Genomic DNA, 22,701 nt, shown 5'->3' with positions numbered 1-22,701 from the left:
CCTGCCTCACCGTGGAACAAAAACGCCCCTGAGGGTCCGGCCACCGCAGCAGCGGCCGCAGCAGGCCCCGGCCGCTCAGACGCACGACAAGACGCAAACTCCACCGGCGGCCCGGGGAGTCATGGGCTTTTTCCGGAAGGAACTGGCGGCCCTCGGCAAGGAGGGCGGCCAGCGCCTCGACCACCTGCGGGAACAGGGGCACAACATCGCGGTTCGTGCCCAGGCCTTTGCCCGAAACCCGGTCAAGGCCCTGGGCAACGGGGCGAGGGGCATGCCCGCGGAGCTGTGGAAAAAGACCGTGGGGGTGGGCCATTTTGCCCATGAGAAGCTCAACCAGTTCAAGAAGTGGTACGCCACCCCGGAGGGCAAGGCGAAGTTCTGGAAGGGCGTGGTTCTGGCCGGGGTCGGGGTCGCCACGGTCGCCAGCGGCGGCGCGCTCACGGCTCCCGCACTGGCCCTGGCGGCCGGGGTGAGCGCCGTGGGCGGCATCGGCGCGCAGGTGGCCGAGAACGCGGTCTACAACGCCGCTGCCAGGGCCAAGGCGCGCAAGGACAGGACCTACACCTACAAGGCCCGCAAGACGTTTCAGAACGTCACGGCCAGGAGCATCGCCGTGGATGCGGCTGTGGGCGGCCTGGGCGGCCCCTTTGCAAAGTTCGCGGGCAAGGCCCTGGTGGGCAGTGGGGTCGCCCTCGGCAAAGGAGCTGTCCCCCTGGTCAAGGGGCTGGGTTCGCTGGGCAAGGGTGCGGCGGGCGCGGTGGGCCAGCGCCTCGTGCCGGCTGGTGCCAAAAAGGCCCTCCAGACCGCCGGGCAGTTCGGGAAACAGAAGGTCCTCGACCCGCTCGCAGAACTCGGCAAACCTATAGCCAGGTTCGGCAAGGAACACCTGCTCGACCCCACCCTGAAAAACGGCAGGAAGCTGCTGGACGGCGCGCGGGACCTCGCCGGGGAGGCCGGGAAAAAACTGGCCCCGGTTGGGCGCGGCGCTGAGCAGTTGCTGCTGAAACAGATCCGGGCGGTGGGCCGCTTCGCCAGGAACGCCTCGGGCAAGGTGACGGCGTACGCCAGGGAAGGGATCAAGTCTGGCCGCAAGCTGGACCGCCGCGCCCTGACCCGCCTGAAGCTGGCGGCCAGGAAAAATCCCGCGACCAAACTCGCCCGGCAGCTTCGGGACGGGGTGGACGACCTGGGCAACCGCGTCAGCAAGCGCCTTGTGGCGGGCAAGGTCAGGGCCGCCGACACCCTCGACAGCCTCAAGGGCAACATCGGGGGCAAATTCGGTCAGTCCGGCATCGCCCAGTACGCCCGCAACCTCAAGGACACGACGGTCAAGCGCCTCGACAAGATCGTCATGGACAATCCAGGCGGCGACTATGCCAAGGCGATCACGCAGTTCCGGGCCAGCGGCACGGCCATCCGCACCCACCTCCAGAAAGTCTGGGGCGAGGCCAGCCAGGACCTGAACAAGGACCTCAGCCGCCTGCTGGGCCGCCACGGCAGCGTTCAGGCCGATTTCAGGAACCTGGCCCAGAAAGGCAACCGGGAACTCTACGATCAGGAAGTGGAAAAAGCCCGGCAGCTCGCCACCGGGCGGCTGCGCGACAAGGTGCAGCAGGACTATGAGACGGCCAGCCTCGCCCGGCAGCAACGGGGAGGAAGACCGACCACAGAAGCAGAAATGGCTGTTATTCGCGCCGACGCAGCGAAAGCCGCCGAAGACGCAGTGGTTCAAAGTGCAGACCATCTCACCCGCGAGGCCGAGAAGTTTGTGGCAAGGCATCACAGCACCGTGCTGGAGCAGGCTGCCCTCCGGGTTCAGGCCACCGAGGGCGCTCAGAAGGCGGCCGAATATTACTTCGGCAAGAATTCAGGGCAAAAAGGCCTGCTGGAAAAGACGGGCATGGCGATGACGGCCCCCTTCCGCAAGGTCGTCAACGAACGCACCGAGAAATACGAGAAGTTCGTCAAGGCCCTCCGGAGCAGTACGCCCATGTCCTCCGTGACCCTGCTGGGCACAGAAGCCGTGACAGAGCAGACGCAGAAGGAGTTGACCAAGCGTCTGGGCGAATCTGTCGAACCCTGGGCAGATGAGTTCAAGGGCGAGCCGAAGAAGCCCAGGAAGGCGACGGCGGAAGACGGCTCGGTGGTCCTGGGTATCTTCGACAAAGCCTTTGAGGACGTCCTGCCCCCCCTGCCGCAACTGGATGACTTCCAGAACAAGCTGGAAAAAGACCTCAACATGAAAGAGGACGAGTAATGTTCGGCTTGTTCAAAAAGAAGCGGGCCGAGGAGCCTCATCTGAGACAGGGTGTGGAAGTCGGGGAGATGCTCCAGGGACCTATCGAAACAATCGAAATATTGTCCAAACTGGATAGCAACATAAGCAACTTTAAAAGGTGCAACGACATAACCTTTTGCTTCGCTTATAATAATCTGATTATTGAAGCCGACAGCATCAAGAATCTCTCGGAGCTTTCTCTCCTTGTAAGGATAAGGGAATGCCGCATCAGTAGTTGCAAAACCATCCCAGAGAAAGCCCTCGCTTATCGGTGCATTGACCATGTTTGCTTCAAGGTGCCGGGTGTTCGGGCCTTTTTCGATCCTGCTACCGGTGAGCTTATGATCGGCGTTCAATCTGATGGCTTCTTTGACCAGTACCGCGCCGATACCCTCATTGACATCGCCCTCAATATGCTAGAGAGGGGCGTCATGGAAGCACGCTCCTACCTCGGCCTCCCGACTCAGGAGGTGGAGCCGGTTCAGGTGGACCAGTGGGACGGTGGCTACCACTTCGGCGGCTTCAGCACCTACCGCAATGCCCAGGAAGCCTTCGTGGCTTACATGGTTAAAAAGAAACAGTGCGAGGAAATTGGCCGGGAAGGGAATATGATCTTCCTACAATCTGGTCCAGTGCGCTATGCCGTTCGGGCTTTTGGTTGGCCCAACGGTTACATGGTCGGTACATCCACCCCCGGCTTTAAACATGCCTACCAGGATGACGAACGTTATGTTCGCATTCAGGAACGGCTGGCACAGGACATCCACAAGCCGCACGATCAGGATCCGAGGAGTGTTCCCATGAATTTCCGGGATCCTAGACGCTCTACCATCGCCTACTTCCAGCCCGACGGGACCTTCGTGCTGGGTGAGTATGGATTTGCCAACACCCGCAGCAACGAGAACGACAAGGCATTCGGTGGGGTCGCAACGGCCCAGATGATAAACGTCTTTTACATGACTTACCTTGCCGAGGAGTTGCCGGAAGACCTGTACTCGGACACGGCGAGCAGCTCTGAGCCTCACCAGCCCGCAGAGGCATTGAAGGGGGAGTGAACCCAGTGGCAAAAGGAACGCCCATCAAGCTGGCCCAGGAGGCGAGTGCCAAGGCTGCCAGGGCCAAGAGGCAGACCGGGAATCCGCTGAAGGCGGCGCTGGAGGCCCAGGGCTTCACGGTGGAGGAGGCGGGGGAACTCGGCCTGCGCTTCCAGTACGAGGGGGGAACGTATTACCTGCCGCCCTCGGGAGCGGACACGGAATTTTTTCACCTGCTGTTCCCGAATTTCTGGGAACTGGAATCGGATGAGGAGTTCGGGCGGGCGCTGGTGGCCTGTGACGCGGTGAACCGTGAGGCCAAGCTGGTCAAGCTGCACACCGCCGAGGGGGACGTGTGGGCCGGGGTGGAGGCGCTGCACGACTCGCCAGAAGCGTTCATCACGCATCTGCCCCGCTACCTCTCCTATGTCCAGGAGGCGGTGCGGGTCTTCCGTGACGCGATGCTGGCCCAGGGAGAGGAGCAGGTGGAGGAGCAGGCGGACGACAGCCAGGAAGCCCAGGAGCACGCCGAGACGGCCCGCTGAAGGGAGACGCCGCGGGGCGGGAGCCGCCGCCGGGGCCTGCTGGTCGTGGGTGCGGCCGGGCAGGCTTCCTTTCTGTCCCGTCTGCTAGGCTCGTGGCAGGCCCGTCACGGTCAGCCCTGACCTGGACCTGACGTGCCCGCCGTTTCCTTCTGCGAGGTCTGACCGTGCCTGCCGAGACATCTCCCCCGCCCGCCTCCGAACTGTCCGTCTCCCCCACCCGGAGCACGCGGCGCAAGAAGTCTGCCCGCGGCGCTGCCGTTCCCAGCCAGAGCGGGCGGACCTTCAGCACCGTCGCCAACCCGGACAGCCCCTTCCTGAACCGGGAGCTGTCCTGGCTGGCCTTTAACGAGCGGGTGCTGGCCGAGGCGCGGGACGAACGCAATCCGCCCCTGGAACGTCTGAAGTACGCGGCCATCTGCGGCAGCAACCTCGACGAGTTCTTCATGGTGCGCGTGGCGGGCGTTCACCGGCAGATCGCGGCGGGCGTGAACACCCCCAGTCCCGACGGCCTGCTGCCGCGCGAGACGCTGGAACTGGTGCGGCAACGGACCCACATCATGCTGCGCGAGATCGAGAAGGCGGCCCGCCGGACCCTCAAGGACCTGACGGCCCAGGGCGTGCGGCTGGTGCGGGTGGCGGACCTGGGCAAGCGGGCGCGGGCCACCCTGCGCGAGCATTACCTCTCGGAAATCCAGCCGGTGCTGACGCCGCTGGTCGTGGACCCCAGCCATCCCTTTCCGTACCTCAGCAACCTCAGCCTGAATCTGGCCGTGCTGCTGGGCAGCGGCGAGGGCGAGGAACCCGACTTCGCGCGGGTCAAGGTGCCGGTGGGCGTGCTGCCGCGCATCGTGACCGTGGGCGACAGCCTGCTGCTGCTGGAGGACGTGATCGCCGCACACCTGGGCGACCTGTTCAAGGGCCGCACCGTGCTCGCCGCCCACACCTTCCGCGTCACCCGCAACACCGATTACGAGTTCGAGGAGGAGGAGGCCGAGGACCTGCTCGCCACCATCGAGGACGGGTTGCGGCGGCGGCGCTTCGGGTCGGCGGTGCGGCTGGAGGTGATGGGGGACACGCCACCGGGCATCATCACCTTCTTACAGGAGCGGCTGCGGCTCGCGCCCGAGGACATCTTCACGCTCGAAGGCCCGCTGGGCACCGCCGACCTGATGGGCCTGCCGGTGGACCGCCCGGACCTCAGCTTCCCGCCCTATGCCCCCGCCGTCCCCGACCTCGACGGTGACGAGGAAAATGGCGTGTTCGACACGCTACGCCAGGGCGACGTGCTGCTGCACCACCCCTACGACGGCTTCACGAACGTCCTGAACTTTCTGGAGGAGGCCGCGCGCGACCCGCGGGTGCTCGCCATCAAGCAGACGCTCTACCGCACCGGCGACGACCCCCGGCTGCTGGGGGCGCTGCGCACCGCCGCCGAGAACGGCAAGCAGGTGGTGGCCCTGATCGAACTCAAGGCCCGCTTCGACGAGCAGCGCAACATCTCGTGGGCCAGGAAGCTGGAACGGGCCGGGGCGCACGTGGTCTACGGCATGGCGGGCCTCAAGACCCATGCCAAGGTCACGCTGGTCGTGCGGCGGGAAGAAGGCGGCCTGCGCCGGTATGTGCACATCGGCACCGGCAACTACAACCCCAAGACGGCCCGGCTGTACACCGACCTGAGCCTGCTGAGCGCCGACCCCGACCTGGGGACCGACGCATCCGAGCTGTTCAATCACCTGACCGGCTATGCCGAGGCCGGTTACACCCGCCTGCTGGTTGCGCCAGACACCGCCCGCAGCGGCTTCGAGGCCCTGATCGACCGCGAAATCGAGCACGCGCAGGCGGGCCAGGACGCCTGGGTGCGTGTCAAGGTCAACCAGCTCACTGACCCCGGCATGATCGAGGCGCTGTACCGGGCCTCGCGCGGCGGCGTGCGGGTCGAGCTGATTCTCCGAGGCGTGTGCTGCCTGCGCCCCGGTGTGTCCGGGTTATCCGAACACATCCGGGTGCATAGCCTGCTGGGCCGGTACCTGGAACATGCCCGCATCTACGCCTTCGGGGGGGGCGGCAGCCCCGAGGTCTACCTGGGCAGCGCCGACTGGATGAGCCGCAATCTCGACCGCCGCGTCGAGGTGATCGCCCCGGTCCTGGACGACCGCCACCGTGACCATCTGCTGCGACTGCTGGACACCGAGTGGGCCGACGAGCGCGGCTCCTGGGAACTGGGGGCCGACGGCGTGTACATCAAGCTGCCCGGCGATTTCAGCGCCCAGCAGGCCTTTGCCGACGCCCGGCATCCGGGGTAAGGGCGGGAAAAAGAAGAACGGGGACGCAGCCATATAACTGTGTCCCCGTCGGGCAGTGCTTCTCTAATTCAGTTACCGAAAATGCCGTAATCGTTCGGTCCCTGCGTTGTGGACGCAGGCTTAAAGATGCCATAGTCATTCGGCCCCGCCTGAGCAACCGAGAGAGCGACTACCGCAACAACCGCCAGCGCCTTCACAACTTTTTTAAGGGTCATGGGCTACTATAACACCTACGCAATGACTCTTGACGTAGAGCGGCTCCGGGAAGTTCAGGCTCATTTTGAGGCAGGCCGGTATGACATGGTCATCTCGCGCCTGACCCACCCTCTCCCGCGCACGCCAGACGAGTGGCGAATGCTCGGCATGTCATATATGGGGAGTGGACGCTTTGCCGAGGCCGAACTCCCGTTGATGCGGTCGAGCGAGTTGGGAGACGATGAGGCCCGCGTCGAGTACGGCAATCTGCTGCGCCTCCAGGGGCGCTTTGCAGAGGCCATCCGGCACTTCGAGGTCATCGCGCCCGAGCTGACGGGCGAACTGGCGCTGCGTGCCCTGCGCTGGTGGGGAACGGCAGAGTTTCAGGCAGGCCAGATGGCGGAGGGGCTGGAACGCTGCGAGCGAGCCTGGCGGGGTTACATGGCTCTGGGGGACGACGAGCTGATCGGGCGGGTGACCCAGACCGTGGCCCAGATGCTCGTCAATGTGGGTGAGATGCCCCGCGCCCAGCATCTCTATCAGGAAGCGTTGCGGCTGCTGCCGACGCACCGGACGCCTATCGCCCGCCTGTCCGCGCTGACCGGACTGGCGAATGTCCAGGTGCTGACGGGGGACTTCACGGGGGCACGCGCCACGCTGGCGCAGGGCTGGGAGGCGCTGACACACACGAACGCGCTGACGCCCCGCGCACACCTGCTGGGCATCGAGGCTGAGCTGCATTACCTCACGGGAGATCAGGGGGCGCACCTCCAGGCCCTTCAGAACCTGCGCGCGCTGGCCGAAACCACCCAGGACTTCGAGCTGCTGACCTGGACGGCGACCCGGCTGGCCGACCTGTACAGCCGCCAGGGCGAGCATGGGCGGGCGCTGGAGGTGCTGCTGGACCTCGCCCCCAAAGCCACCCACCCCGCCGTGACCATGACGCGCGGCGTGCTGCTGCGGCGCAGGCAACACCACGTGCAGGCTGCCGACCACCTGAGCCGGGCGCTGGAGTCCGCGGGGCTGGGGGAGCAGCAGCGCGTGCGTGCCCTGCTGCATCTGGCCGAGGCACAGGCCGGGCAGGGCGACGAGGCGGGAAGCCGGGACACCCTCCGGGCGGCCCTGGCGGCGCTGGTGAGTGCGCGCGACCGGATGCTGTACCGCCCCGACATCCAGGAACTCACCAATCTGGTGCAGCGTGCCCTGCTGGACCCGGACCTCGCGCCGGACATGCAACTGGTGCTGGAAAAACTGGCCGTGCCCGAGACGGGGAACCGCAGCGAGGCCGCGCAGACGCTGAACCTGCGCGTCTCGACGCTGGGCCGGGCCGAGGTGGAGCGCGGGGGCGAGCGGGTGCCGCTCAGCCTGGAGGGCAGCGTGCTGACGCTCACCTACCTCGCGCTGCATCCGGGCCACACCCGCCGCGAACTGGAGGCGACCATCTATCCCGACCGCGACCCCAGGACCGCCGGAGACTACTTCCGGGCGGTGTTCCGCGAGTTGCGGGTGCGGCTGGGGCCGGAGGTACTGCACATGGAGGGCAGCCCCAAGCAGCCCCGCTACCGCCTGGGACCGGACGTGCATGTCCAGCTGGACGTGACCGAACTGCGGGAGGCGCTGGAGGCCGGGGACCTGCCCCGCGCGCTGGCCCTGTACCGGGGGCCTTTCCTGCCGGGCCTGCGGATGGAAAGCGAGTGGGCCGAGGAATTGCGCGAGGAACTGCGCGTGCTGCTCACGCTGGAACTGCGAGAACGCCTGAACCAGGCCCGCGAGGAAGGCGACCTGCGCCGCGCCCTGCTGCTGACCAACGAGTTCCTGCGGGTGGACCCCTACGACCTCCAGGTGCTGGAAACCCGCGTGGAGCTGGCGCGGCAGGTCGCCACCCCGCAGGAACTCGCCCGCTACGTGGTGGAACTCCACCGCATGAAGCTGTAGCCGGGCGGCCCATGTCCCCCGCCGAGCGTCCCTTCCTCACCCCCCCGAACCCGGAAGGTGAGGCCCCGTCCGGCGCGGTGCCGGAGGCCCTGTTCGACCTCGCCGTGAACCGGGCGGACGCGGCGCTGCGGGGTCTGCGCCCCGGTCATCCGGCACCCGCCCTCGCCGCCTGGCACGCCCGCACCCGCTTTGCCCGCCGCGTGCCCCTGGCCGCCGTGGCCGAGGCCCTGGCCCGGAAACCCGCCGCCCCCGGCGAGTGGCACTGGGCGGGCGGGCCGGGGGGCGGCTGGGTGGCGGGGAAGGCCCCATTTCCGTAGGGGTCGAAGAATGTGCCCTGGGCAAGCCACACGCTACAGGTGGCGAGCCACGGTTTCCGCCGCCACCCGCACCGCCCGCGTGATTTCCTCCTGCGGCAGATAGGGCAGTGCCGGGCGGTCCTCCGGCACGGCGAGGGCCACCTCGGCGTTGGCGGGCACGTGCAGAAAGCCGCAGGGCACCCCGGCGCGGCCCGCGGAGGCGAGCCGGTGCAGGGCGTGGTACATCACGAAGTTGCAGACGTACAGGCCCGCTGTGTTGCTGATGTCGCCGGGAATGCCCGCCCCACGCCACGCCTCCAGAATGGCGCGCAGGGGCAGGGTGCTGAGGTAAGCCGCGGGGGCCGAGGCGTCCGCGTGGGCGGGCTGGTCGCGGTACACCTGCCCGGCATTGTCGGGAATCACGAAGTCCATCACGTTCAGGGCGACCCGCTCCAGCGTCACCTGTGGGCGGCCCGCCGCCAGGCCCGTGAGCAGCACCCCGTCCGGCTGATGGGTGTCCAGCAGGGTGCCGAGTGCGCGGGCCGCCGCGTGCGGCTCGACAGGCAGCAAGGCCGACCGGACGCGCGTGCCGCCCACCGCGAGGCCGTCCAGGGCCTCCGCGGCCTGGGCGCTGGGATTGACGGGGTGAGTATGAAATGGCTCGAAGCCGGTCAGGAGCAGGGTGGGCATGGGGAGAGGATAGGGCGGCGCTCCGTTGCGTTGCCGCATGTCCCAGGCGGCCACTCCACTGCGCGTCGTCCCAGGACGGTCTCCCTGGGAAAGCTGCCGCCTCGCGCAGTTCCCCACGCGCCACACAGGTATGCTCGCCCTGTGCCGGAACTGCCCGAGGTCGAGACGACGCGCCGCAAGATCGAGCCGCTGCTCGCGGGGCGCACCATCCTGAACATCACCCACGACGCGCCGCACCGCTACCGCGACACGCACCTCGCGCAGGGTCGCCGGGTCAGCGGGCTGTCGCGCCGGGGCAAGTACCTGCTGCTGCACCTGGCTGCGCCCGACGCCCCCGAGGAGATGCCCCACGACCTCGAACTGATCGTGCATCTGGGCATGACGGGCGGCTTCCGGCTGGAGGAAGGACCGCACACCCGCGTCACCCTCACGACCGATGCGGGAAAGCTCTACTTCAACGACCCGCGCCGCTTCGGCAAGATGGCGGTGGTTCCGGCGGGCGAGTACCGGGGCATGCCCACCCTGACGGGGATGGGACCGGAACCGCTCGGGGACGACTTCCGCGAGGAGGAGTTCGCCCGGCTGGCGGCGCAGGCCGGGGCCGTCAAACCCTGGCTGCTCTCGCAGAAGCCCGTGAGCGGCGTGGGTAACATCTACGCCGACGAGAGCCTGTGGCGCGCCCGCATCCACCCCGCCCAGACCCACCTCACGCGGGAGGAGGCGGGCCGCCTCTACCACGCCGTCCGCGAGGTGATGGCCGAGGCGGTGGAGGCGGGGGGCAGTTCGCTGGGCAACGGCTCGGGCAACTACCGCCAGCACGACGGCGACGTGGGATTCTTCCAGGGACGGCACGCCGCGTATGGCCGGGGGGGTCAGCCCTGCCCCCGCTGCGGCACCGACATCCGCAAGGTGGTGCTGGGGCAGCGGGGCACGCATTTCTGCCCGGAATGCCAGCCCTTGCGCGCGGAAGGCGGAAGGCAGAAGGCCGATGGCTGAATCCCGCCTTCTGCGTTTTGCCTTCCGCCTTCTGCCCTCCGAAGGAGCCTCCCATGCCTGACCTCACCGCCCTGCGCCTCTCCTACACGCGCGGGGAGCTGCGCCGCGCCGACCTTGACCCCGACCCGCTGCGGCAGTTCCAGGGCTGGCTGGACGAAGCCCTGAGCGCGGGCCTGCGCGAACCCTACGCGCTGAGCCTCGCCACCGCCGACGCCGCCGGGCGGCCCAGTGTGCGCACGGTCCTGCTGCGCGGCGCGGACGAGCGCGGGCTAACCTTCTACACCAACTACGAGAGCCACAAGGGCCACGACCTGAGCGAGAACCCGCGGGCGGAGATGCTCTTCTTCTGGGCTGAGCTGGAGCGGCAGGTGCGCGCCTCCGGCCCGGTCGTGCGTGTGCCGGAGGAGGAAAGTACCGCCTACTTCCACGCCCGCCCGCGTGAGAGCCAGCTCGCCGCCCACGCCAGCGACCCCCAGAGCGCGCCGATCGCCAGCCGGGAGGCGCTGGAAGCGAAGCTGGCCGCGTTCCACGACCGCTACCCCGAGGGCACGCCCGTGCCCAAGCCCGACTTCTGGGGTGGCTACCGCGTGCAGGTGCAGGAGTGGGAGTTCTGGCAGGGCCGCGCGAGCCGCGTGCATGACCGCTTCCGGTACGTGCGGGAGGGCGAGGGGTGGCGGGTGGATCGGCTGATGCCGTAGAGGGGGGATGAGGGTTGAGGAAAATCGGCGCGAGAGCGAATGCCAGTGCCCCTGCCCCCTCATCCCTCAAGACCCATCACTCATCACTGACCCCGCAACTTCCCCGCCCTTCACCGCGTACTCCCCATCAGGAGGACCCTCTGAATATGGATTTCTACCTGCTGTGCCTGATCGTGGGGGGCGGTCTGCTGGCCGCGTCGCTGCTGGGGGGGCATCACGGCGACCCCGGCGGGCACGGCCTGGACCATACCTCCGATACGCACAACGGCGGCGCGGGCGACCTGGCCTCGTGGTTCTCGCTGCGGGCGCTGGTGAGCTTCGCGGCCTTTTTCGGGCTGGCGGGCGTGGTGGGCGGCGCGGCGGGGCTGACGGGCGCGGGGCGGCTGGTGGTGGCGCTGGTCACGGGGGGGGTGGTGGGGGCCTTCACGGCCGTCGCCTTCCGGCTGGCGCGGGCGCGCGGTGAGGTGAGCGGCGCGGCGACGCGGCTGACGGGCCGCACGGGCCAGGTGCTGGTGCCGCCTGCGCCGGGCCGCCCCGGCAAGGTGGCGCTGACCGTGGGCGGGCAGATTGAGCATATCCTCGCGCGCAGCGACGACCCGCTGCGGGCGGGGGACGCCGTGATCGTGATCGGCACCGAGGCGGGCGTGCTGGACGTGAAGGCGTGGGACGGGCGCGGGGCCTGATTCCCGCGGGCAAAACGAGGAGGCAAGGAACGTGGTACTGACCGGAACACTGATTACCGCCGCGCTGATTCTGCTGGGCATCATCGTGGTGATCGCCCTCATCCAGAACTTCCTGATCGTGGTGCCGCCCAACAAGGTGCTGGTGATCTCGGGCCGCAGCCGCCGCACCGACGAGGGCGACACGGTGGGCTACCGCGTCATTCGCGGCGGGCGGGCCTTCCGCATCCCGGTGCTGGAAAAGGTGTCGTGGATGGACCTCACGACCATTCCGCTGGACCTGAGCATCGAGAACGCCTACTCCAAGGGCGGCATTCCGCTCAAGATTCACGCGGTCGCCAACGTGAAGATCAACGCGCAGGAGCCGCAGCTCAGTAACGCCATCGAGCGTTTTCTGGACGTGCCGCGCGAGAGCGTCACCACCATCGTCCGCGACACGCTGGAAGGCAACCTGCGCGGCGTGGTGGCGACCCTGACGCCCGAGGAGATCAACGAGGACCGCCTGCGCTTCGCGGAAGCCCTGATCGAGGAAGCCGAGCACGACATGAACAACCTCGGCATCAAGCTCGATACCCTCAAGATTCAGAACGTGACCGACGTGGGCGGCTACCTCGATTCCATCGGCCGCCGCAAGACCGCCGAGGTGCTCAAGGAGGCCCGCATCGCGGAGGCCGAGCGCAACGCGGAAGCGACGCAGGCCGAGGCGCAGGCCCAGCAGCGCAGCCAGGTCGCGCAGGCCATCAGCCAGCAGGCCATCATCGAGGAACAGAACAAGCTGGAAGTGCGCCGCACCGAACTCGGGGCCATCCAGCTCTCGCGCCAGAACGAGGCCACCGTGCAGTCCGAGCTGGCGAAGGTCCGCGCCACCCAGAACTTCGAGCAGGAACAGGCCGCACTGGAAGCCTCCCTGCGCCAGCGCCGCGCCGAGGCCCAGCGCCAGGCCCGCATGGTGGAAGCCCAGCAGAACGCCGAGGCCGCCGAGGTGGAGGCCCAGGCGAGGCAGCGCGCCACCATCGCCCAGACCACCGCGCAGCAGGCGATCCTGGAGCGCGAGAACGAACTCCGCATCCGCAAGGCCGAGCTGGAGGCCATCTCCGCCGCCCGCGAGAACGAGGCCAAGGTGACGGCCGAGCAGGCCCGCGTGGTGGCCGAGCAGCAACTGGAGCAGGAGCGGGTGGTGCTGAACCAGAAACGCCTGGAGGCCGACGTGGTGGCCCCCGCCCGCGCCCGGCGCGAGGCCGAGCTGCTGGCCGCCCAGGCCGCCGCCGCGCCCATCATTGAGGAGGGCCGCGCCAAGGCCCAGGCCGTGGCCCTGATGGTGGACGCCTTCCGCCAGGCCGGGCCGGAGGGCGAGCGCGCCTACGTGCTGAACATGCTGCCCGGCATCGTCGAGCAGTTCGCCCAGAGCGTGCAGGGGATGCAGATCGACAAGCTGACCGTGATCGACTCCGGGAACGGGCAGGCCAGCCGCAGCGCCGTGCAGACCCTGCCCGCCAATATCATCGGCCTGGTCGAGCAGGTGGAGAACGCGACCGGCGTGAACCTGCTGAGCCTCCTCCAGAACCGCGCGGCACCGAAGGGCAATGGCGCGAGCGCCGTGCAGCCCCCGACCCCCGCGACCAAGACGGACGCCTGAAGCCAGGGCACAGAAAACCCAGGGGGAGGAGTGGCCTGCGTGCCCTCCTTCCCCGGCCGCTGTAAGAATCCGGTGTGGCAGCTCACATTAGGCTGCCCGCGTGACCATGCCAGCCGCCCCCGCGGTCCCCGCCATCGAGGTGCGTGGCCTGCACAAGAAGTACGGGCCACACGCCATCCTGCACGACATTGACCTGACGGTGCAGCCGGGCGAGGTGTACGCCCTGACCGGCCCCAACGGCGCGGGCAAATCCACCCTGATCCGTACCGTGACTGGCCTCGCCTTTCCCGACAGCGGCGAGGTGCGGCTGCTGGGGCAGGATGTCCACACCCACGGTTCCCGCGCCCGCGCGCACCTGGGCGCGGTGGTGGAGGCCCCCGCCCGCTTCTACCCGCAGTTCACCGGCACGCAGAACCTGCGGATTCACGCCGACCTCGCCGCCATGACGCCGGGGGGACAGCGGCCCGGCCGCGATCGCATCCGCGAGGTGCTGGCGCTGCTGGAACTCACCCGCATGGCGGACCGCAAGGTCGGGGAATACTCGCTGGGGCAGCGGCAACGGCTGGGCGTGGCGAGCGCCATCCTGGCCGGGCCGCAGGTGCTGATTCTGGACGAGCCGACCAGCGGCCTGGACGCGCTGGGCATCGGGCTGATTCACCGCATCGTGACCAGCCTGGCCTCGGGCGGCTGCGCGGTCGTGCTGAGCACACACCACCTGCACGAGATTGCCACCTACGCGCACACGGTCGGCATCCTGAGTGCCGGGCGGCTGGTGGACACCGTGGACCTGCGCGCCCGGCGGGCCGCCTACCGCTTCCGGGTGGACGACCCGGTGGGGGCGGCGGGCTGGCTGGAGCGGCTGCCCACGGCCTCCCAGGTGGGCACCCGCACGCCCTACGTCATCGCCCACCTCGGCAGCGAGGCGCAGGTGCCGGGCGCACTGGCGCACCTCGCCGCCGGGGGCTTCCAGGTGTACGAGGCCAGCCCCGACCACTTCGACCTGTACGAGTACTACCGCGCCCGTGTGGAGCAAGCCTGATGAGTCCCCGTCTCCTGCCCTGTCTCCCGATAGCCCGCCCGCCCCTGCTGCCCCGCCGGGAGGTGGCCCCGTGCTGACCCTGGTCCGGCTGGAGTTCCGCAAGCTGCTGGGCATGCGCAGTGCCCGCCTGGCGCTGCTGGTGTGTCTGCTCTCGCCGCTGCTGTGGCTGATCGCGCCGCGCCTGAGTGCGCTCTTGCAGGTCGCGCTGGTGAGCGGCTGGCAGCTTCCCGCCGTCAGCCTGGGCGTGCTGGTGCAGTTTCTGCTGCCGCTCTTCATCGCCGTGACCTGCGCGGAGATGATCGGGGCAGAGGTCAGCCAGGGCACGCTCGCGCCGCTGCTGCTGCGCCCGGTGGACCGCACCCGCATCCTGACCGCCAAGCTGATGGCCGCGCTGCTGTACCCGGCCCTCCTGATCGCCGCGCTGGTGGCCGGGTCGCTGCTGGCGGGCCTGGGCCTCGGCCTGGGCGGCTTCACGGGCGGCACCGGCCTGGGACCGGGCTATTTCGTGGGGGTGGGGGCACTGAGCAGCGGCGAGGCACTGGCGCAGGTGCTGCGCGGCAGTGTGCTGGCCGCCGTCATGCTGATGCCGGTCGCGGCGCTGTCGCTGCTGTTCGGCGTGCTGTATCTGAACACCGCCGCCGCTGCCCTCGCCACGCTCGCCACCCTCAACATCATGCGGCTGCTGGTCGTGTTTCCCGAGGGCATCCAGCGCCTGCTGCTGACCAGCCACTTCGACCTCTACGCCCGCCAGGACAGTGTGCTTCAGGGCCTCGTGCTGCTGCTGATCTACACGGCGGGGTTCGGGTTGCTGGCGATCTATGCGTTTGACCGGCGGGACGTGTAGGGGGTGAGGAGTCAGTGGTTAGTAGTGAGTGGTGAGTGGAAAAAGGCGGCGGAAGCGGGAAGCGCCCGCCAAAGCATCCACTGACCACTCCCCACTGACTCCTTACCCCAGGCTCTTGACCGTGTAGCTTGCCCGCGAGGTCCCCAGGTCCACCTCGAAGGACTCGCCCACGCGCCGCCCCAGCAGCGCCTTGCCGACCGGGCTGTCCTCGCTGACCTGGGTCGCGCCTTCCGCGAGGGCGTCGACCTCCACGGCGCTCACGAGCTGGACGCGCAGTTCGCGGCCTTGCTGCGTGTCTTGCAGCACCACCACCGACCCCAGGGTGACCTCCGAGCCGCCCTGGGGATCTTCTACGATCACGGCGCGGGCCAGCACGTCCTCCAGTTCCTGAATGCGCGCCTCCATGGCGGGCAGGTCGTTCTGGAACTGGGCGGCCTGAAGACTGCGGTCTTCCAGGTCCATCGCGTCGTCGAGGCTCACGGCCATGCTGGTTACCGCCTCGTCGCGGCGTTGCCGTTCCTTCTGGAGCGTTTCCTCCAGGCGCTGGTGGCCCTCTGCCGTCATCTGAATCTCGTCTGCCATGTCTGCCATCTGCCGCTCCTCCCCTCCCGGTCCTGTGCGCGGGGTTGGCCCCCGGCGCGCTCTGCCGGACCCATGCCTGGGCACGTCACTGTAGAAAGTCCGGCGCAGGCGTCCGTGATAGGCAGCTCAAGGTTTGCCCCGGGTGACTGCCGATTCGCGGCTTTCCCAAGATTTCTTTACCTGCCCGCCGCACCGCCGCACCCCGGCCCGCTCTAAGTTGGGAGGCAGTCGCCGGGGCAATATCCGCCCCGCCAGCAGACGCACAGGAGGAACCATGACGCAAGGGCGCAAGGAAGACCAGAACGCAGCCAACGGCGCGGACCAGAATGGCAGCAACAACGAGCAGGACACCCGGCAGGACGCGGACGTGACCGGGCCGCTCACGCAGGACTACAGCCTCCCCGAGGACAACGACCCGGCCAACCAGGACGACCAGTCCAACGCCGCCGCGATTCATGAAACCCAGGACGAGGAGCAAGGCGACCTCCAGAGGTCGGGCGACGTGACCGGGGGCCGCCCCCACACGGGCAGCGACGCGCTGGCGGGCACGGGCCTGGCGATCGACGACGGCATCGACCCCTCGCTGCGGACCGAGATGCTCGACAACGCCGTGGCCTACATGCCCGACAGCCCGCCCGCCCGCGTGAACGACGAGCCGGGCTTCGACGACGGCATGGTCAACAGCATCTCCGACTTCAGCGTGGTCACGCCCGAGAACCCCGGGGGCACCACCCGCCTGGCCGACCCCAGCAACGATGCGGGCGGCGAGGTCAAAGGCCCGCGCGTGGGCGGCTCCGGCGGCATCGACGGCGGCCCGCCCCGGACCCGCCCCCTGCCCGGCACCGAGGAGGAATAACCCCACGCCCCGTGTGGCCTGCCCGGAAAGCCAGGTGGGAAAGCCCAGGTGGGAAAGCGAAGAGGCCCCGGACGACGAATCCGGGGCTTTCTTCTCTCAGCTTCCCGCAAAAACCAGGCAGGAGGTCTGTTGTCCAGGCGAGGCACGGCGCGCCTCCCTGCTTCTGTGCCTCCTTGTTCTGCGCCTACTTGTTCTGCGAGAGCCGGTCCAGCACCAGGCGGCTGACACTCTTGAGCGTCTCGAAGACGCCGCCGCCGGTGTGCGCGGTCGCCTCGAAGAGGGTGAGTTCCTTTTTGGGGTCGATCACGGCCCGGATCATCTCGACGGGGAGGGCACCCTCGATGTCGCGCTTGTTGACTTGCAGCACGATCGGCACGTCGCGCACGTCGATGCCGTGCTCAGCGAGGTTCTCGCGCAGGTTGCGCATGCTCTCGGCGTTGGCGCGCAGGCGGTTGGGGGCGGAGTCGGCCACAAAGACGATGCCGTCCACGCCGCGCAGGATCAGCTTGCGGCTGGCGTTGTAAAAGACCTGCCCCGGCACGGTGTACAGGTGAAAGCGGGTCTTGAAGCCCTGCACGCTGCCGAGGTCGAGCGGCAGGAAGTCGAAGAAGAGGGTGCGCTCGTCCTCGGTGGCCAAGGAAACCATCTCGCCGCGCAGGTGTCCGGGCACCTTGGAAAAGACGTGCTTGAGGTTGGTGGTCTTGCCGGACATGCCGGGGCCGTAGTAGACGATCTTGCAGTTGATCTCGCGGGCCGCGAAGTTGATGGTACTCATAACTTTTCCGTCCTTCCGCCTCAGCCGAGCAGGTCGTCGAGCAGCGCGCTCGCACCCTTGGAAAAGTCCTCGCTGAACTGCACGGGCGGGGCGTCCTGAAGCTCCGCGAGGATAGCGGCGACCTGCGTGATGATCTTCTTGGTCTGGACCTTCACGCGCCCGAGCGGCACGCTGGCATCGAAAATCAGGGTCAGCAGCGCCTGATCCCCGACCGATTCCACGTACAGGGTGCCGTTCTCGCCCTGGTGAATCTGCTCACTGAAGGTGCGTTCGCCCAGCATGTTCGCCAGGGCGGCGGTGGCGGCGGCGTTGCTGGCGACCAGGGTGGCGACGCTGTCGAGCGCGGGGGGGCGCGGTGCCCAGAGGGCTTCCTTGTGCGACAGCACGAAGCCCTTGCGGTCCACCAGCAGGCAGTAGCGGACGCCGGTCGCACCGAGCAGTTCCTCCAGGTGGCGGTCTACCCGTTCAAAGGCGTCGCCATACAGGGCGAGAGAAGGTTCAATCATGTCCCCGGAAGTATAGGAGGCGCGTTCAAACGGCAATCTGACAACGTGCCCCGCAGGCCATGACCGGGCGGCCCTCACCCGCAGCCCGCCGGGGGCGGGGTAGACTCCCGCCCGTGAAACGGCGGGTATGGACGGCGCTGCTGGCGCTGCTGGCAGGGGCGGCGGGCGCGCGTCCGGTGGCGATTGGCGGCGCGGTGCAGGCGGCGGCGGTGGAGTCGCGGATGCTGGGAGGCCAGGAGACCCTGGCGGTCTGGACCCTGCCCCGGCTGGGCGTGGCCGTGCGGAACGACCCGCAGGACGTGCGGCTGCTGTACGGCGCGCGGGAACTGCGCTTCACGCCGGCGCGGGGCTGGCGCGCGGTGGGCTTCACGTTGCCCGCGGGCACGCGGCTGGGTACGCCGCAACTGGCGGGGGGCAGCCTGTACGTGCCCCTCGCGGCGGTGCGGGCGCTGGGCGTGCGGGTGATCGCCGACGCCCCCGACCTGCTGGACTTCGCCGCGCCCGCCGTGGTTCCGGCGGCCACCCTGCCCCCCTCGCCCGAGAGCGGGGGCACGGCGGCCCTCCCCACCGCGCCTGCCGCCCCGGCGACGCCAGCCCCCCGGCCCGTCACGCCGCCACCAGCACCGCCCGCACCCGTCCTGGCCTCCACCGCCCACCTGGACACGGTGCGGGTCAGCCGCACGCTGTACCGGACGGTGGAGGTGCAGCGGGTGGTGCTGGAACTCAGCGGCCGGGCGGCCTATCAGGTGGGGCGCGGGGAGGGCGGCCTCAGCATCACGTTGCCGGGGGTCAGTGCCACGCCCTCTGCCCAGACGCTCAGCAGCGGGGACACGCTGAGCGTCGAGGCGGGTGGGGCGGGGGGCGCGGCCTCCCCCATCATGGCCCAGACCACTTCGGCACAGACCACCGTGCGCCTGAAGACCGGCGGCGGCGTCAGCGAGATTTTCACGCTGGAGGACCCCTACCGGGTGGTGATCGACACGACCACCCAGCTCGACCGCAGCGTACCGCCGCCGATCAATCCTGACGCCCTGCCGGACGGCGTGAGCTACCGGGCGCGGGGCGGCCTGCACCTGCTGAGCTTCGACCCGGCCCGCTACCAGCCGCGGGTCGTGACGGCCCCGCTGGGCACCGCCCGCGACGTGGCGAGTCTGGTGAGGGACGCGGGCGGTGTGGCGGGCGTGAACGGCGGGTACTTCGACCCGGCCAGCAGCCTGCCGGTGGACCTGGTGGCGGTCGGCGGCCTGATGACGGCCCCCAGCCTGGAAAAACGCGCCACGGTCGGCTTTCCCGCGCAGGGCAGCCCGCTGTTCGGCTACCCCCGGCCCCGCTACGTGCTGACAGGAACTTTCGGGAGCGTCACCGTGAATACCGTGGGGACGAAGGTGCGCCCGGAGCTGCTGACCGCCTTCGTGGGGGACGGGCGCAGCGCGGTGGGGGCGGGCGACCTGACCACGCTGTACCTGACGCCCAGCCGCGCCAGCGTGGCCCGCGTCACGAGCGGGCGCAACGTGCCGCCGGCCGGAACGCTGGCCCTGACCTTCGACCCGGACCGCTTTTCGGGACTGCCGAGCGCCGCCGGGCAGCCGCTGACCGTCACGCTGAACTGGCAGGCGCAGGACGCGCCCTGGGACACGGCCCAGGATGCCCTGAGTGCCGGGCCGCTGCTGGTGCAGGGCGGACAGGTGGCCCTGAATCCGGCCCGCGAGGCCTTTAACACCGCGACCAACATCTGGCGGCCCACCCGGCAGGTCGCCTTCGGGGTGCTGGGGGGGCAGCCCACCATCGCCTATCTGGAACATGGCACGCCCGAGGCCTTTGCCGCCGCGCTCGCCGCCGCCGGGGTGCGCGACGCCGTGCGCCTGGACAGCGGCAGCAGCGCCACCGCCTATGTCACGGGCGGCTTCGCCGGGCTGGGCGGCTACCTGAATACGGTGTGGAGCCGCCCGGTGCCGAACGCGATCGTGCTGGTGCCGAAGGCGGGGCTGGGGGCCTCTACACCCCGGCCCTGAGCCGCTCGGTCAGGCGCACGAAGGCCTCGGCCGTCACCTGCACGTCGCCCAGCGAGCGGTGGCGCGCTCCCGGCGCGAAGCTGAGGCCCAGGCGCTGGGCCAGCACGTCGAGGTTGTGGGTCCGCTCGCGGGGAAAGGCCTGACGCGAGAGCTGCACCGTGCAGTATTCGGCGGGTGGCGACCAGACCAGGCCGTGCCGCCGCGCCGCCGCGCGCATGAAGCCCCCGTCGAACCCGATGTTGTGGGCCACCACCGCCGAGTCGCCCACGAAGTCCAGAAAGTCGGGCAGCACCCGGCCCAGATCCGGCGCGCCGCGCACCATCTCGTCGCTGATGCCGTGGACGCGCTGGGCGTGCCAGGGAATCCGCAGCACCTCGCCCGCCGCATTCAGGGGCCGCACCAGCGACTCGAAGCGCTCGGACGCCACCACCTGCCCGCCCCGCACCCGCAGCGCCCCGATTTCCACAATCGCGTCCCGCTCCGGCGACAGGCCGGTGGTTTCCAGGTCGAACACGACGACGTTCACGGGCCTCAGGGTAGCAGGAGAGGGGGGAGAAGTTAGGGATGAGGGGTCAGGCGTCAGGAGAGGACCAGAAAGGCCACCTCATCCTGCCCTGCTTCCGGAACACCTTCCGTCCCCGCCCCAACTCCTTACCCCCAAAACCTAATCCCTAACCCCCCCCACTCCCATCAACGCCGCCACCGCTTCCTCCTTCCCCTTGGCCTCCACCTCGATCCACGGCACGTCGGCGTAGGCGGTGGGCAGGTGCGTGATGTGGTAGCTGTGGCGGCGGTCCTGCGGCCCCTCCAGGCCGTTGGAGAGGTGGACGACCTGCCACTCGGGGGGCTGCCAGGTGGTGCGGGCGGCCAGCACCCACGTCCGCACGCTGGGGTCTTCCTGGTCCGGCAACTTCTCGCGGACGACGTGGTGGTGGGCATCGAAGACCAGTGGCGTGCCGGTGGCCTGGCAGACGGGGAGCAGGTCGGCGGGGCCGTAGGCGCGCTCGTCGTTTTCCAGGCCCAGGCGCAGGCGGGCGGCGTCGGGCAGGTCGGGAATCAGGGCGGCGAGTTCGGCGGCGCGGCCCCCCTTGCCGCCATGCAGCAGCAGCAGGTTCCAGGGGGTGCGCCCGAAGCCGAAGCGGTCGAGGGTCTCGCCGTGCGCCGCCAGGGTGCGGACGCTGGCGGCGCGGACCTCGGGGCGGTCACTGTTCAGCACGATGAACTGCTCGGGGTGCATCAGCACGCGGATTCCGGCGTCCGTAAAGGCGTGCCCCGCCCGCTCCATCTGCGGGGCGAGGTGGTCCAGTACGGCGCGGCCCGTGTCGTCCCCCGCCAGGTCGAACATCGGAAAGAGGCTGGAACTCAGGCGGTAGAGCCGGATGCCCCGCGCGGCGCAGAACTCGGCGGCGGCCCGCACCCGGCGGATGTTGTCGCTGTAGAGGTCCAGCAACTTGGCCTCGCGCTCCGAGGGACTGAGTTTCTGGTAGTTCGTCAGCGTGACCGTGCGGAAGCGGACTTCCGGCCCGACCGTCAGGCACACCAGACCGTAGGCGGGAGCCGGGGCGGTCACGCGCTCCCCCGCCGCGCCGCAGACCGGCAGCGGTCCGAGCAGTACTTGACATTCTCCCAGTCGCGTTCCCACTTCTTGCGCCACGTGAAGAGCAGGCCACAGACCGGGCAGACCTTGCTGGGCCGCTCGGCGGGCCTGCGCCCCCCACCGAAGCTCCTGACCTTTTCAGGCATGGGGCACTTCCCGCACTGCACTTGTCACGTCCCGCCACATGGCGACAGTCTGCCGCGCCCTGCCCCGGCAAACCGTGGGAACGGCTGAGTTCGCGGCTCCCCTGGGTTCACCGCTACCCTGGGAGCATGGCCCTGCACCTGTCCGACGCCGCGCAGACCGCCCGCCTGCTGCCGTACCCCGAGCTGGTGGACGCCCTGCGCGTGGCCTGCCTGGAATACGCACGGGGCGAGATTCGCAGTCCCGACCGGCTGGCCGTGCCGCTGGAGGGCGGCGGCGTGATGCTGTCCATGCCCGCCTGCGCCTCCGACCTCGCCGTACACAAGCTGGTGAATGTCTGCCCGGCCAACCGGGAACGCGGCCTGTCTACCATTCACGGTCAGGTGACGGCCTGCGACGCGGCCACGGGCACGCCCCTCTTCGTGCTGGACGGCCCCACCGTCACCGCGCGGCGCACGGCGGCGGTGAGCCTGCTGGGCATTCAGACCCTGCTGGGCACGCCGCGGGAGGTGGCCCTGCTGGGGACCGGAAAGCAGGCGGAAGCCCACGCGCAGGCCCTCGCCGCCATCTTTCCGGGCGTCCGGATAGGGGTCCAAGGCTCGCACCTGGAGAGCGCCCAGGCCTTTTGCGCGCGCCTCGGCGGCTCCCTCTTCCCCGTGGACGGGGTGCCGGAGACGGCGGAAGTGGTCATCACGGCCACCACCAGCAGGACGCCGGTCTACACGCTCCCGGCGCGGCCCGGTCGGCTGGTCGTGGCGGTGGGAGCCTTTACGCCGGAGGCCGCCGAGATTGCCCCGCAGACGGTGCGCGGCAGCCGCCTCTACGTGGACGACCTAGTCGGCGCGCGGCACGAGGCGGGCGACCTGCTTCAGGCGGGCGTGGACTGGGCGGACGTGCATTCCCTGGCCGGGGCTTTGACCACACCCCCCTCGGGCGAGGAGCCACGGCTGTTCAAGACGGTGGGCTGCGCGGCCTGGGACCTGGCGGCCTGCCGGGTGGCGCGGGGGCTGCGGGGCTGATACGGATTCCGTCCAATTCCTGAACAGTCGGGAGGGCACCG

Annotated in this window: 23 protein-coding genes; 15 read left to right on the top strand and 8 right to left on the bottom strand. The window is 69.2% G+C overall.

Annotation, left to right across the window (positions count from 1 at the left end):
* Positions 1-121: 121 nt before the first annotated feature.
* The 4 genes from ABEA67_RS00405 to ppk1 all read left to right on the top strand — a co-directional run bounded on the left by ABEA67_RS00405 (position 122) and on the right by ppk1 (position 6,160).
* Entirely contained in the window at positions 122-2,257 is a 2,136-nt protein-coding gene (locus ABEA67_RS00405) for a hypothetical protein (protein ID WP_345459202.1), read from the top strand.
* Positions 2,257-3,333 (top strand): hypothetical protein, encoded by a 1,077-nt coding sequence (locus ABEA67_RS00400; RefSeq protein ID WP_345459199.1) that lies wholly within the window; start codon positions 2,257-2,259, stop codon positions 3,331-3,333. The genes ABEA67_RS00405 and ABEA67_RS00400 overlap by 1 nt, the downstream gene beginning before the upstream one ends.
* Positions 3,330-3,857 (top strand): hypothetical protein, encoded by a 528-nt coding sequence (locus tag ABEA67_RS00395; RefSeq protein ID WP_345459196.1) that lies wholly within the window; start codon positions 3,330-3,332, stop codon positions 3,855-3,857. Before ABEA67_RS00400 ends, ABEA67_RS00395 begins: the two co-directional genes overlap by 4 nt.
* Before the next feature lie 164 nt (positions 3,858-4,021).
* Positions 4,022-6,160: a polyphosphate kinase 1 gene (gene ppk1, locus ABEA67_RS00390; RefSeq protein WP_345459193.1), complete on the top strand. Its 2,139-nt coding sequence runs from the start codon at positions 4,022-4,024 to the stop codon at positions 6,158-6,160.
* A gap of 68 nt (positions 6,161-6,228) precedes the next feature.
* Here ppk1 and ABEA67_RS00385 read toward each other — a convergent pair whose 3' ends face one another.
* On the bottom strand, positions 6,229-6,375 hold the full coding sequence (locus ABEA67_RS00385; protein WP_345459190.1) for a hypothetical protein: 147 nt from the start codon (positions 6,373-6,375) through the stop codon (positions 6,229-6,231).
* A gap of 85 nt (positions 6,376-6,460) precedes the next feature.
* Here ABEA67_RS00385 and ABEA67_RS00380 point away from each other — a divergent pair, with 85 nt between their 5' ends.
* The gene (locus ABEA67_RS00380; RefSeq protein ID WP_345459187.1) at positions 6,461-8,290 is read left to right on the top strand and encodes an AfsR/SARP family transcriptional regulator; all 1,830 of its coding nucleotides are present in this window, start codon (positions 6,461-6,463) and stop codon (positions 8,288-8,290) included.
* 11 nt (positions 8,291-8,301) lie between these two features.
* Positions 8,302-8,607, top strand: coding sequence for a hypothetical protein (locus ABEA67_RS00375; RefSeq protein WP_345459184.1), 306 nt, complete (start codon positions 8,302-8,304; stop codon positions 8,605-8,607).
* A 33-nt stretch (positions 8,608-8,640) separates the two neighbouring features.
* Here the strand turns inward: ABEA67_RS00375 and ABEA67_RS00370 are convergent, their stop codons facing one another.
* Positions 8,641-9,276 (bottom strand): pyroglutamyl-peptidase I, encoded by a 636-nt coding sequence (locus ABEA67_RS00370; protein ID WP_345459181.1) that lies wholly within the window; start codon positions 9,274-9,276, stop codon positions 8,641-8,643.
* Positions 9,277-9,417: 141 nt separating this feature from the next.
* Here ABEA67_RS00370 and ABEA67_RS00365 point away from each other — a divergent pair, with 141 nt between their 5' ends.
* The 6 genes from ABEA67_RS00365 (at position 9,418) to ABEA67_RS00340 (ending at position 15,169) form a co-directional block, all read left to right on the top strand.
* Positions 9,418-10,272 (top strand): DNA-formamidopyrimidine glycosylase, encoded by an 855-nt coding sequence (locus ABEA67_RS00365; protein ID WP_345459178.1) that lies wholly within the window; start codon positions 9,418-9,420, stop codon positions 10,270-10,272.
* A 53-nt stretch (positions 10,273-10,325) separates the two neighbouring features.
* Positions 10,326-10,970, top strand: a complete 645-nt coding sequence (pdxH, locus tag ABEA67_RS00360) for a pyridoxamine 5'-phosphate oxidase (protein ID WP_345459175.1) — start codon at positions 10,326-10,328, stop codon at positions 10,968-10,970.
* Between the two features lie 146 nt (positions 10,971-11,116).
* Positions 11,117-11,653 (top strand): hypothetical protein, encoded by a 537-nt coding sequence (locus tag ABEA67_RS00355; RefSeq protein WP_345459172.1) that lies wholly within the window; start codon positions 11,117-11,119, stop codon positions 11,651-11,653.
* A gap of 31 nt (positions 11,654-11,684) precedes the next feature.
* A complete protein-coding gene (locus ABEA67_RS00350) occupies positions 11,685-13,286 on the top strand; it encodes a flotillin family protein (RefSeq protein ID WP_345459169.1) in 1,602 nt (533 codons plus the stop codon).
* 100 nt (positions 13,287-13,386) lie between these two features.
* Positions 13,387-14,325 carry an ABC transporter ATP-binding protein gene (locus tag ABEA67_RS00345; RefSeq protein WP_345459166.1) on the top strand — a complete coding sequence of 313 codons (939 nt, stop codon included), beginning with the start codon at positions 13,387-13,389 and terminating at the stop codon, positions 14,323-14,325.
* Between the two features lie 70 nt (positions 14,326-14,395).
* Positions 14,396-15,169, top strand: coding sequence for an ABC transporter permease (locus ABEA67_RS00340; protein ID WP_345459163.1), 774 nt, complete (start codon positions 14,396-14,398; stop codon positions 15,167-15,169).
* 102 nt (positions 15,170-15,271) lie between these two features.
* On the opposite strand, the gene ABEA67_RS00335 is transcribed toward ABEA67_RS00340, so the two are convergent.
* Positions 15,272-15,760: a GreA/GreB family elongation factor gene (locus tag ABEA67_RS00335; protein WP_345459160.1), complete on the bottom strand. Its 489-nt coding sequence runs from the start codon at positions 15,758-15,760 to the stop codon at positions 15,272-15,274.
* A 265-nt stretch (positions 15,761-16,025) separates the two neighbouring features.
* Between ABEA67_RS00335 and ABEA67_RS00330 the strand changes: the two genes are divergently transcribed.
* Positions 16,026-16,607: a hypothetical protein gene (locus tag ABEA67_RS00330; protein ID WP_345459157.1), complete on the top strand. Its 582-nt coding sequence runs from the start codon at positions 16,026-16,028 to the stop codon at positions 16,605-16,607.
* A gap of 184 nt (positions 16,608-16,791) precedes the next feature.
* Here the strand turns inward: ABEA67_RS00330 and mglA are convergent, their stop codons facing one another.
* Both mglA and mglB read right to left on the bottom strand, forming a co-directional pair.
* Positions 16,792-17,382, bottom strand: coding sequence for a GTPase MglA (mglA, locus tag ABEA67_RS00325; protein WP_345459154.1), 591 nt, complete (start codon positions 17,380-17,382; stop codon positions 16,792-16,794).
* Between the two features lie 20 nt (positions 17,383-17,402).
* Positions 17,403-17,888 carry a GTPase-activating protein MglB gene (gene mglB / locus ABEA67_RS00320; protein WP_345459151.1) on the bottom strand — a complete coding sequence of 162 codons (486 nt, stop codon included), beginning with the start codon at positions 17,886-17,888 and terminating at the stop codon, positions 17,403-17,405.
* Between the two features lie 113 nt (positions 17,889-18,001).
* On the opposite strand from mglB, the gene ABEA67_RS00315 reads away from it, so the two are divergent.
* Positions 18,002-19,900 carry a phosphodiester glycosidase family protein gene (locus ABEA67_RS00315; protein ID WP_425557130.1) on the top strand — a complete coding sequence of 633 codons (1,899 nt, stop codon included), beginning with the start codon at positions 18,002-18,004 and terminating at the stop codon, positions 19,898-19,900.
* Here ABEA67_RS00315 and ABEA67_RS00310 read toward each other — a convergent pair.
* The 3 genes from ABEA67_RS00310 to ABEA67_RS00300 form a co-directional block, all read right to left on the bottom strand.
* On the bottom strand, positions 19,884-20,426 hold the full coding sequence (locus ABEA67_RS00310; RefSeq protein WP_345459148.1) for a 3'-5' exonuclease: 543 nt from the start codon (positions 20,424-20,426) through the stop codon (positions 19,884-19,886). The genes ABEA67_RS00315 and ABEA67_RS00310 overlap by 17 nt on opposite strands.
* 138 nt (positions 20,427-20,564) lie before the next feature.
* Positions 20,565-21,470, bottom strand: a complete 906-nt coding sequence (gene uvsE / locus ABEA67_RS00305) for a UV DNA damage repair endonuclease UvsE (protein WP_345459145.1) — start codon at positions 21,468-21,470, stop codon at positions 20,565-20,567.
* Positions 21,467-21,643: a DUF2256 domain-containing protein gene (locus ABEA67_RS00300; protein ID WP_345459142.1), complete on the bottom strand. Its 177-nt coding sequence runs from the start codon at positions 21,641-21,643 to the stop codon at positions 21,467-21,469. Before ABEA67_RS00300 ends, uvsE begins: the two co-directional genes overlap by 4 nt.
* 126 nt (positions 21,644-21,769) lie before the next feature.
* Between ABEA67_RS00300 and lhpI the strand changes: the two genes are divergently transcribed.
* Positions 21,770-22,660, top strand: coding sequence for a bifunctional Delta(1)-pyrroline-2-carboxylate/Delta(1)-piperideine-2-carboxylate reductase (gene lhpI / locus ABEA67_RS00295; RefSeq protein ID WP_345459139.1), 891 nt, complete (start codon positions 21,770-21,772; stop codon positions 22,658-22,660).
* The last annotated feature ends 41 nt before the right edge of the window (positions 22,661-22,701 follow it).

Source organism: Deinococcus carri, from assembly GCF_039545055.1.
GTDB lineage: Bacteria > Deinococcota > Deinococci > Deinococcales > Deinococcaceae > Deinococcus > Deinococcus carri.
This window is presented reverse-complemented; position numbering and strand designations above follow the sequence as displayed.

What these genes read in the sequence shown, in the direction of transcription:
- ABEA67_RS00300 (WP_345459142.1), bottom strand. Translation starts at nt 21,643, where the DNA reads ATGCCTGAAAAGGTCAGGAGCTTCGGTGGGGGGCGCAGGCCCGCCGAG.
- ABEA67_RS00380 (WP_345459187.1), top strand. Translation starts at nt 6,461, where the DNA reads ATGGTCATCTCGCGCCTGACCCACCCTCTCCCGCGCACGCCAGACGAG.
- ABEA67_RS00355 (WP_345459172.1), top strand. Translation starts at nt 11,117, where the DNA reads ATGGATTTCTACCTGCTGTGCCTGATCGTGGGGGGCGGTCTGCTGGCC.
- pdxH (WP_345459175.1), top strand. Translation starts at nt 10,326, where the DNA reads ATGCCTGACCTCACCGCCCTGCGCCTCTCCTACACGCGCGGGGAGCTG.
- ABEA67_RS00335 (WP_345459160.1), bottom strand. Translation starts at nt 15,760, where the DNA reads ATGGCAGACATGGCAGACGAGATTCAGATGACGGCAGAGGGCCACCAG.
- ABEA67_RS00330 (WP_345459157.1), top strand. Translation starts at nt 16,026, where the DNA reads ATGACGCAAGGGCGCAAGGAAGACCAGAACGCAGCCAACGGCGCGGAC.
- ABEA67_RS00405 (WP_345459202.1), top strand. Translation starts at nt 122, where the DNA reads ATGGGCTTTTTCCGGAAGGAACTGGCGGCCCTCGGCAAGGAGGGCGGC.
- ABEA67_RS00385 (WP_345459190.1), bottom strand. Translation starts at nt 6,375, where the DNA reads ATGACCCTTAAAAAAGTTGTGAAGGCGCTGGCGGTTGTTGCGGTAGTC.
- ABEA67_RS00400 (WP_345459199.1), top strand. Translation starts at nt 2,257, where the DNA reads ATGTTCGGCTTGTTCAAAAAGAAGCGGGCCGAGGAGCCTCATCTGAGA.
- mglB (WP_345459151.1), bottom strand. Translation starts at nt 17,888, where the DNA reads ATGATTGAACCTTCTCTCGCCCTGTATGGCGACGCCTTTGAACGGGTA.
- ABEA67_RS00375 (WP_345459184.1), top strand. Translation starts at nt 8,302, where the DNA reads ATGTCCCCCGCCGAGCGTCCCTTCCTCACCCCCCCGAACCCGGAAGGT.
- lhpI (WP_345459139.1), top strand. Translation starts at nt 21,770, where the DNA reads ATGGCCCTGCACCTGTCCGACGCCGCGCAGACCGCCCGCCTGCTGCCG.
- ABEA67_RS00370 (WP_345459181.1), bottom strand. Translation starts at nt 9,276, where the DNA reads ATGCCCACCCTGCTCCTGACCGGCTTCGAGCCATTTCATACTCACCCC.
- mglA (WP_345459154.1), bottom strand. Translation starts at nt 17,382, where the DNA reads ATGAGTACCATCAACTTCGCGGCCCGCGAGATCAACTGCAAGATCGTC.